General features: G+C 43.6%; 7 protein-coding genes. 4 read left to right on the top strand and 3 right to left on the bottom strand.

Going from position 1 to position 6,710, the window contains the following annotated elements; genetic code table 11:
- Nucleotides 1–196, top strand: a 196-nt coding sequence (locus IQR33_RS11185) for an efflux RND transporter permease subunit (protein ID WP_193843701.1), incomplete at its 5' end; no start/stop codon positions are given.
- 90 nt (nucleotides 197–286) lie between these two features.
- Here the strand turns inward: IQR33_RS11185 and IQR33_RS11180 are convergent.
- Both IQR33_RS11180 and arfB read right to left on the bottom strand, forming a co-directional pair.
- Nucleotides 287–2,056, bottom strand: coding sequence for a methyl-accepting chemotaxis protein (locus IQR33_RS11180; RefSeq protein WP_025767924.1), 1,770 nt, complete (start codon nucleotides 2,054–2,056; stop codon nucleotides 287–289).
- A gap of 100 nt (nucleotides 2,057–2,156) precedes the next feature.
- Nucleotides 2,157–2,570 carry an alternative ribosome rescue aminoacyl-tRNA hydrolase ArfB gene (arfB, locus tag IQR33_RS11175; RefSeq protein WP_017635196.1) on the bottom strand — a complete coding sequence of 138 codons (414 nt, stop codon included), beginning with the start codon at nucleotides 2,568–2,570 and terminating at the stop codon, nucleotides 2,157–2,159.
- 76 nt (nucleotides 2,571–2,646) lie between these two features.
- Between arfB and IQR33_RS11170 the strand changes: the two genes are divergently transcribed.
- Complete coding sequence (locus IQR33_RS11170) at nucleotides 2,647–3,249, top strand: beta-phosphoglucomutase family hydrolase (protein ID WP_193837925.1); 603 nt, start codon at nucleotides 2,647–2,649, stop codon at nucleotides 3,247–3,249.
- An 88-nt stretch (nucleotides 3,250–3,337) separates the two neighbouring features.
- Here IQR33_RS11170 and IQR33_RS11165 read toward each other — a convergent pair whose 3' ends face one another.
- Complete coding sequence (locus IQR33_RS11165) at nucleotides 3,338–4,330, bottom strand: OmpA family protein (RefSeq protein WP_005373499.1); 993 nt, start codon at nucleotides 4,328–4,330, stop codon at nucleotides 3,338–3,340.
- Between the two features lie 458 nt (nucleotides 4,331–4,788).
- On the opposite strand from IQR33_RS11165, the gene aroG reads away from it, so the two are divergent.
- Both aroG and IQR33_RS32850 read left to right on the top strand, forming a co-directional pair.
- Entirely contained in the window at nucleotides 4,789–5,841 is a 1,053-nt protein-coding gene (gene aroG / locus IQR33_RS11160) for a 3-deoxy-7-phosphoheptulonate synthase AroG (RefSeq protein ID WP_182015845.1), read from the top strand.
- A 159-nt stretch (nucleotides 5,842–6,000) separates the two neighbouring features.
- A partial coding sequence (locus IQR33_RS32850; RefSeq protein WP_228013863.1) for an MFS transporter occupies nucleotides 6,001–6,710 on the top strand: 710 nt, incomplete at its 3' end.

Here is a 6,710-nt window from a genome sequence, read left to right as displayed (position 1 = left end):
TATCTTCCCGCTTATCTTTGCCGCTGGCGCGGGGCACGTGAGTCAAAACTCACTCGGCGTGTCGCTGATTGGTGGTCTATTGTGTGTGCTTCTAGCAGGTACATTCTTGATCCCAGGCTTCTACGCTCTGGTGCAAAGACAGCGTGAGAAAGTTCATGGCGGCAACACCAAGCTGGTTCCTCTTGATGATGAGTAATCACATCCGAAGTGCGCAGTAAGCACGAAGTGACAATTGAAAAAAAGCCCGAAGCAATGATTGCCTCGGGCTTTCTATTTTGAAAAAGGGTTATTTTAGCGCAGTTTTGAATTGTGCAACGGCTTCATCCATATCATGAGCTTGAGCAGAGACAGAGTTCACTTCATGCAAGCATTCCTGAGCGGATTGCATGTTATTCTCAGATATTGCGTTTAGCTCGGTGATTGAACCGCTAACTTGGTTCATCACGATACCTTGTTCTTCAATTGCTGAAGCTATGCGCTCCGAATTACCTTGAATTGAATGCATGTCAGTGATGATCTGTTGCAGGCTAGAATCCAGTTTTTCAGAAGCATTAAGTGTTTGTTGCCCTTGATCGTTACATTGATCAATATCAGCAACAACTGTAGACATTTGAGTTTGAATATCTGCAACTACCCGCGTGATTTCCTCTGTGGATTGATGAGTTCGGCTAGCTAGGGCGCGTACTTCATCGGCAACAACTGCAAACCCGCGGCCTTGTTCGCCTGCTCGCGCGGCTTCAATTGCTGCGTTGAGAGCTAGTAGGTTGGTTTGCTCTGCAATCTCTTGGATGATGTTCACGGCACCACCAATTTTATCTACATGCTGATTCAGCGAGCCAATCGACTGCTGGCTGTTTGATAAAATCGTGGTTAGTTGACCGATGTTGGTTACCGTCGCCTCAACAACTCCTCGACCTTGTTCGGCATTATTCGCTGCCTGATGTACGCCTTCTACCGCAACTGATGTGCTCTCAGAGATTTCACCTATTGTGGCAACCATTTGCTGAACTGCCGTCGCCATTGATGCTGTGTGGTCAGTTTGAGTGTGGAATTGCTCCATAACGCCTTCTAACTCACGATGCATATTATCGGTACTTGCAGTGAGTTGCGCCGATTTTTCTTGGGTACTACTAATTAGATGCTCAAGCTTATCCAATAGGTCATTGAGGTGATGACTGATATCAAATAGCTCGTCTTGACCTTTCAAATCAGATCGAAGTCCCATGTTGTTCGTTTCGCTGATACTTCGAATGGTGCCAAGTAAGCTATTCACTCGCGTATTGATTGAACGTGATATTTGCCAAATCAATGCGAAAATAACGACTAAGATCAGAGCTGTAATGACCTGCTTGATGGTCGACATTTGTTCATCACGTTGTGCGGCAGCAGAGCTAAGGGCTGTGGAAAAGGTTTCAAATTGCTCTTCTACGGCATGGGATAATGCGCGAGTTTCACCGAGTAGGCCTTTGTCATAAGCAACCCCAACAACTTGCTTTTGGGCCGCCAATTGCTTACCTGTTTTGATAAGCTCCGGAGCATATTGCCCCTCAAGCAAGTCACTATTGAATAGTCCTGCTTTTACCGCAGAGTCAAAACGGACTAATGCCAATAACTGCTGGTGGTCTGAACGTTGTTTAGCTTCTAATAGTGCTTGTTCGTAACCGGCGAGAAGCCCACTCTTTGAATCAAGCCCGTATCGTTGGTAAGCGCTGACCAGATTCTGAAAGCCCCTTTGGTATGCGAGCAAGTCTTGCTTAAATTGTTGACTGGAAGGTAATTCATTACTCTTGAGTATGTTCGCAAGCTCTTTTTCTGTGTCTATAAACTTGTCAACATTGGCGTCAAACTTATTTAGATATTTGTCATTACTACGCAGTAGGAAATCTTTTTCATTTCTGCGTAAGTTGAGTAAGCGTATTTCTAGATCACCAACGAGTTTGATGGCGTGATTAAGATCATTGCTCTTATTTTCAAAATGGGATGACGTACCCAAAAGGGCCACGATGCCTAAAATGGCGATAACTCCGAGGAAGTAGAGTTTTTGCCTAATAGTCATATTGTTGTTTCCTGAATAAGTAACTAAAAAGAGAAATCCAATGAGATTTCCAAGGGCTAGCAAACGTTGTTCAACTAACATGTCGAGAAAACGACATGCACTAATACAGCACTTTTTTACGTTGCTGTTTTTTCGCTCCGTGCTTGTTTTTTGTATCAAGTCGTCGGCGTTGAGAAGCGCGGGTTGGTTTCGTTTTAATACGCTTCTTCTCCTGTAAAGCGGCAGCTTTTATCAATGCTTGAAGCCGATTTAGGGCGTCTTCCTTATTTTGTTCTTGTGTCCGAAATTGTTGCGCTTTGATGATGATCACGCCATCTTTACTTATACGACTATCAGAAAGTGCAAGTAATCGCTCTTTGTAAAAGTCAGGTAAGCTTGAATGCCGGATATCAAAGCGCAGGTGTATAGCGGACGCCACCTTGTTAACGTTCTGACCACCATTTCCTTGAGCTCTAATTGGGGATAATTGAATTTCCCACTCTTGAATTGTGACGGAGTTCGAAATTTTGAGCATGATAAGTAAATGCCGGTAAGGACGATTGAAAGAGCTGATAAATTAACATTACAGATGCACAAATAGAAGAAAAGACATGAGCACGATTGATTTTAGACCCTATGAGGGATTCATATTTGATATGGATGGTACTCTAATCGATACCATGCCAGCCCACTTGGCAGCTTGGCAAGCAACTGCTGAGCGTTTTGATTTTCCGTTTTGCCAGGAATGGTTTCACAGTTTGGGAGGGATGCCGAGCTTTAAAATTGTTGAGGAACTAAATCGTGTGCATGAGCTTTCATTAGATCCTAAAACTGTCGCGACATTTAAAATGGAAACATTCGCTGCTATGGAGCTTCATGGTGACGTTATTCCTTGCACGAACATCGTGTTAGAGGAATATTTAGGCCATAAGAAAATTGCAGTCGGGACTGGCAGCCAACGAGAAAGTGCCATGCGCTTATTAAGCCATGCAGGTTTATTAGACAAGTTGGATGTTGTAGTAACCGCGAGTGATGTAGAGAACCATAAACCCTTTCCAGATACCTTTTTGGTGGCCGCGGAACAACTCGACTTGGAGGCGTCACAGTGTCTTGTGTTCGAGGATACTGAGTTGGGGAAGCGAGCTGCGCGTGCAGCTGGTATGGATTGCGTTATGGTGCAAGATAATGAGTTGATCTTTTTCCCAAAACCATAGTGGCAATATCCCTTAATATGAGATCAAAATGGGGTGCAAATGCACCCCATTAATTTTTACCACATCATCGATCATGAATCATAGATGCTTATTCTGGTTGAACTAGCTCTTGGTATTCAAATGAAGGTACCACAACTTCTACGCGACGGTTTTTCTCACGACCTTCGCGAGTGCTGTTGTCAGCAACTGGGTTTTCTTCACCCATACCTTTAACTGTCAAACGATCTGAACCAATGCCAGCTGCGGTTAGGTAATCAGCAACAGATTGAGCACGACGCTCAGACAGTTTTTGGTTGTATGCCGCAGGGCCTGAGCTATCCGTGTAACCAGTAATCTCTACTTGAGCTTGAGGATATTCGTTCAAGAATGAAACAAAGTTGTCCAGACGTTCAGAAACGGACTCTGTTAACTTAGCACTATCGAATTCAAACGTACCTGTACCGTACTCTTCTTTGTGCACCTTGCTCATCATCACTGGTTCTGGATCTGGCTCGATCACTTCTTCCGTTACAACTGCTGCAACAACTGGAGCTGCTGCGAATTTGTAGTTAACACCGATACCAAAGAAGTTAGCATCCATGTCGTCCCACACGTCGTCAGACATATCTTGGTAGCGTTGGTATTCAGCGCGAACACTCCAGTTTCTATCGATCGAGTATTCAGCACCCAAAGAACCTGTTGGGACAAAGTCTGTTTCGTCATCAGACATCATGTAAGCACCACCGATCTTAGCAAATAGATTCCAAGAGTCGTTTAAGTGCCAGTTGAATTTAGGTGCAAGTGTTAAAGCCGTTAGATTGCCGTCAATCGTATTAATCGTATTAGCCCCTGACCTAGAGTTTCCTTCATAGTCGCCTAAGAAGTCTACGCCGTACTCTAGCCCAATGATATCGGTAAAGTCATAACCGATATGTAGTCCTGCACCGAACGCTTCATCATCACAAGGGCTATTTAGATAGCAAGCGTCGTCAAGTGTAGTCATGCCCACTTTGCCCCCGATGTACATTTCAGCTTGAGCAGAGTTTAAAAGCGCGCTACTACCAGCTACCACTGCTGCTACTGCAATTGCTACTTTGTTCATAATGTTTCCTTGTATTGATTGCATATTAACTTCTACTTCGTTTTATCAAAAAATTAGAAAAAACCAGCGTTTATAAGAAATTAGTTTAATATTCTAATCATTTCATATCAAGCAACAATATATTTGAACTTGATCAACATTTACTACCCAAAAATACCTCACAAACTTCTGATATTTCTTACATTGTAGTAAAGATTTTTTGGTGCATAAGAAAATTGATGATTATTTTGAACTTTTTTCGTAAACTTTACTTTACATTGTGCGTGGTGGTTAACAGGTGGTTTTTATTTGCATTTATTTGCAAAAACTGATTGCAAGTCTACGCCTAAGCCGATAAGTTACTTAAACGCTAGACAGAAAATGACCACAGCCCTTGATGCTGCTCGCTTTGTGAACAATGTTGCAATGAGTTCAGTTGGTAAAAATGGGGTCGGAAATAAAACCAGGAAGTAGAAGTAATGTTTCAAACTGATGATGTAAGAATAAATAGAGTAAAAGAGTTATTGCCACCTGTTGCAGTATTAGAGAAGTTCCCAGCGACTGAAACCGCTTCTTCGACCACTTTTGATTGCCGTAACGCCATTCACAATATTCTTGAAGGAAAAGACGATCGATTACTCGTGATCGTTGGCCCGTGTTCTATTCACGATCCGGCTGCCGCGGTTGAGTACGGTAAAAAGCTAAAAGTACTACGTGATGAACTGGGCGAGCAGCTTGAGGTTGTTATGCGAGTTTATTTTGAAAAGCCGCGTACAACCGTTGGTTGGAAAGGCCTTATCAATGACCCTTACTTAAATGACACCTATAAGCTAAATGATGGTCTACGTATCGGACGTAAACTTCTTCTTGATCTAACCGATATGGGCTTGCCAACGGCAAGTGAATTCTTAGATATGATCACACCTCAGTACGTGGCGGATTTGATCAGTTGGGGCGCTATCGGTGCTCGTACGACAGAATCTCAGGTTCACCGCGAGCTAGCTTCTGGTCTTTCTTGTCCTGTAGGTTTCAAAAACGGTACAGACGGGAATATTAAAATAGCGAGCGACGCGATTCGTTCTGCAAGCGCTTCCCATCACTTCCTTTCAGTAACAAAATACGGTCATTCCGCGATCGTAGAAACCGCTGGTAATCCAGACTGCCATATTATTCTACGTGGCGGTAAAGAACCAAACTACAGTGCAGCACATGTAGCTCAAATTAAAGATGAGCTGGACACTGCAGGTCTGCCGAAAAAAGTGATGATTGATTTTAGCCATGCTAACAGCTCGAAGCAGTTCAAGCGTCAAATGCTGGTGTCTGATGATGTATCCGAGCAAATCTCTGCTGGCGAAGAAGCCATTTTTGGTGTGATGATCGAGTCTCATTTAGTTGAAGGTCGCCAAGACTTAGTGGATGGCAAAGCAGCCACTTATGGTCAGTCGATCACTGATGCATGTATTGGTTGGGAAGATACGGAAACGGTACTTCGTCAGCTTTCTGATGCAGTAAAAGTGCGCCGCAACAAGTAAGCTCAACAGAAAAACTTTTTAAAAGCGAAAAGTGAATAGTGAAGAGCCAGAGGTACTATGCCTCTGGCTCTTTTTGTTGAGAATTACTCTCATATCTTTCTATTGTTTCTGCTTTCCTATATGTTATCTGTATACGTCGTAACCAAAAGGAATTTGGACTTGGATCGTAATGTATGGCTTCTATCCCTCTGCCAAGCCTTATTAATGACAGGGAATATTTTACTCATATCTGTTATTGCCCTTATTGGCAAAACACTTGCGCCGTCATCAAGTTTTATCACATTACCAGTTGCACTGCAGTTTTTGGGACTGATGGCCGCGACAATTCCTGCGTCGCTAATTATGGGCAAGTTAGGGCGTCGCCTTGGTTTTAGCCTTGGTAATGTCATTGGCATTTTGGGTGCTAGTCTAGCGACGTATGCATTAAGTCAACAAAACTTCTATCTGTTCTGCATGTCTACGTTTTTGCTTGGTGTTGGTATAGGTTTCGGTACTCTATACAGGTTTGCTGCCATCGAAGTGTGTGAAGAGTCGGCAAGGCATAGGGCGATTTCGATATCTATGGCGGGTGGGGTGTTAGCGGCGATCCTTGGGCCTAATCTGGCCGTGTACTCGCAGCAGTGGTCAGATGATGGCTTATACATTAGTGCATTTGCTGTGCTTGTCGTGCTTTATATAACCGCGTTGGTTGTGCTACAAACCATTCGTTTTCCACCTGCACACACGCAGGCGCTACACGCTAAGGCGGATAAGCTGAGACTGATTATTCGTCGACCTAATTTCATGCTGGCAGTTATCGCGGCAATGGTTGCGTACGCGGTGATGAACATTTTAATGACAGCAACTCCTTTAGCGATGATTGGTTGTGA

Origin of the sequence: Vibrio sp. OPT46, from assembly GCF_015163535.1 — a bacterium.
In the GTDB taxonomy this organism is placed as follows: Bacteria; Pseudomonadota; Gammaproteobacteria; order Enterobacterales; family Vibrionaceae; genus Vibrio; species Vibrio alginolyticus.
The sequence above is the reverse complement of the archived record's forward strand: the minus strand, read 5'-3'. Positions and strand labels throughout refer to the sequence as shown.

Bases quoted from the DNA above. Each gene is read 5' to 3' on its own strand.
- IQR33_RS11180 (WP_025767924.1), bottom strand. From the start codon at position 2,056: ATGACTATTAGGCAAAAACTCTACTTCCTCGGAGTTATCGCCATTTTA.
- arfB (WP_017635196.1), bottom strand. From the start codon at position 2,570: ATGCTCAAAATTTCGAACTCCGTCACAATTCAAGAGTGGGAAATTCAA.
- IQR33_RS11170 (WP_193837925.1), top strand. From the start codon at position 2,647: ATGAGCACGATTGATTTTAGACCCTATGAGGGATTCATATTTGATATG.
- IQR33_RS11165 (WP_005373499.1), bottom strand. From the start codon at position 4,330: ATGAACAAAGTAGCAATTGCAGTAGCAGCAGTGGTAGCTGGTAGTAGC.
- aroG (WP_182015845.1), top strand. From the start codon at position 4,789: ATGTTTCAAACTGATGATGTAAGAATAAATAGAGTAAAAGAGTTATTG.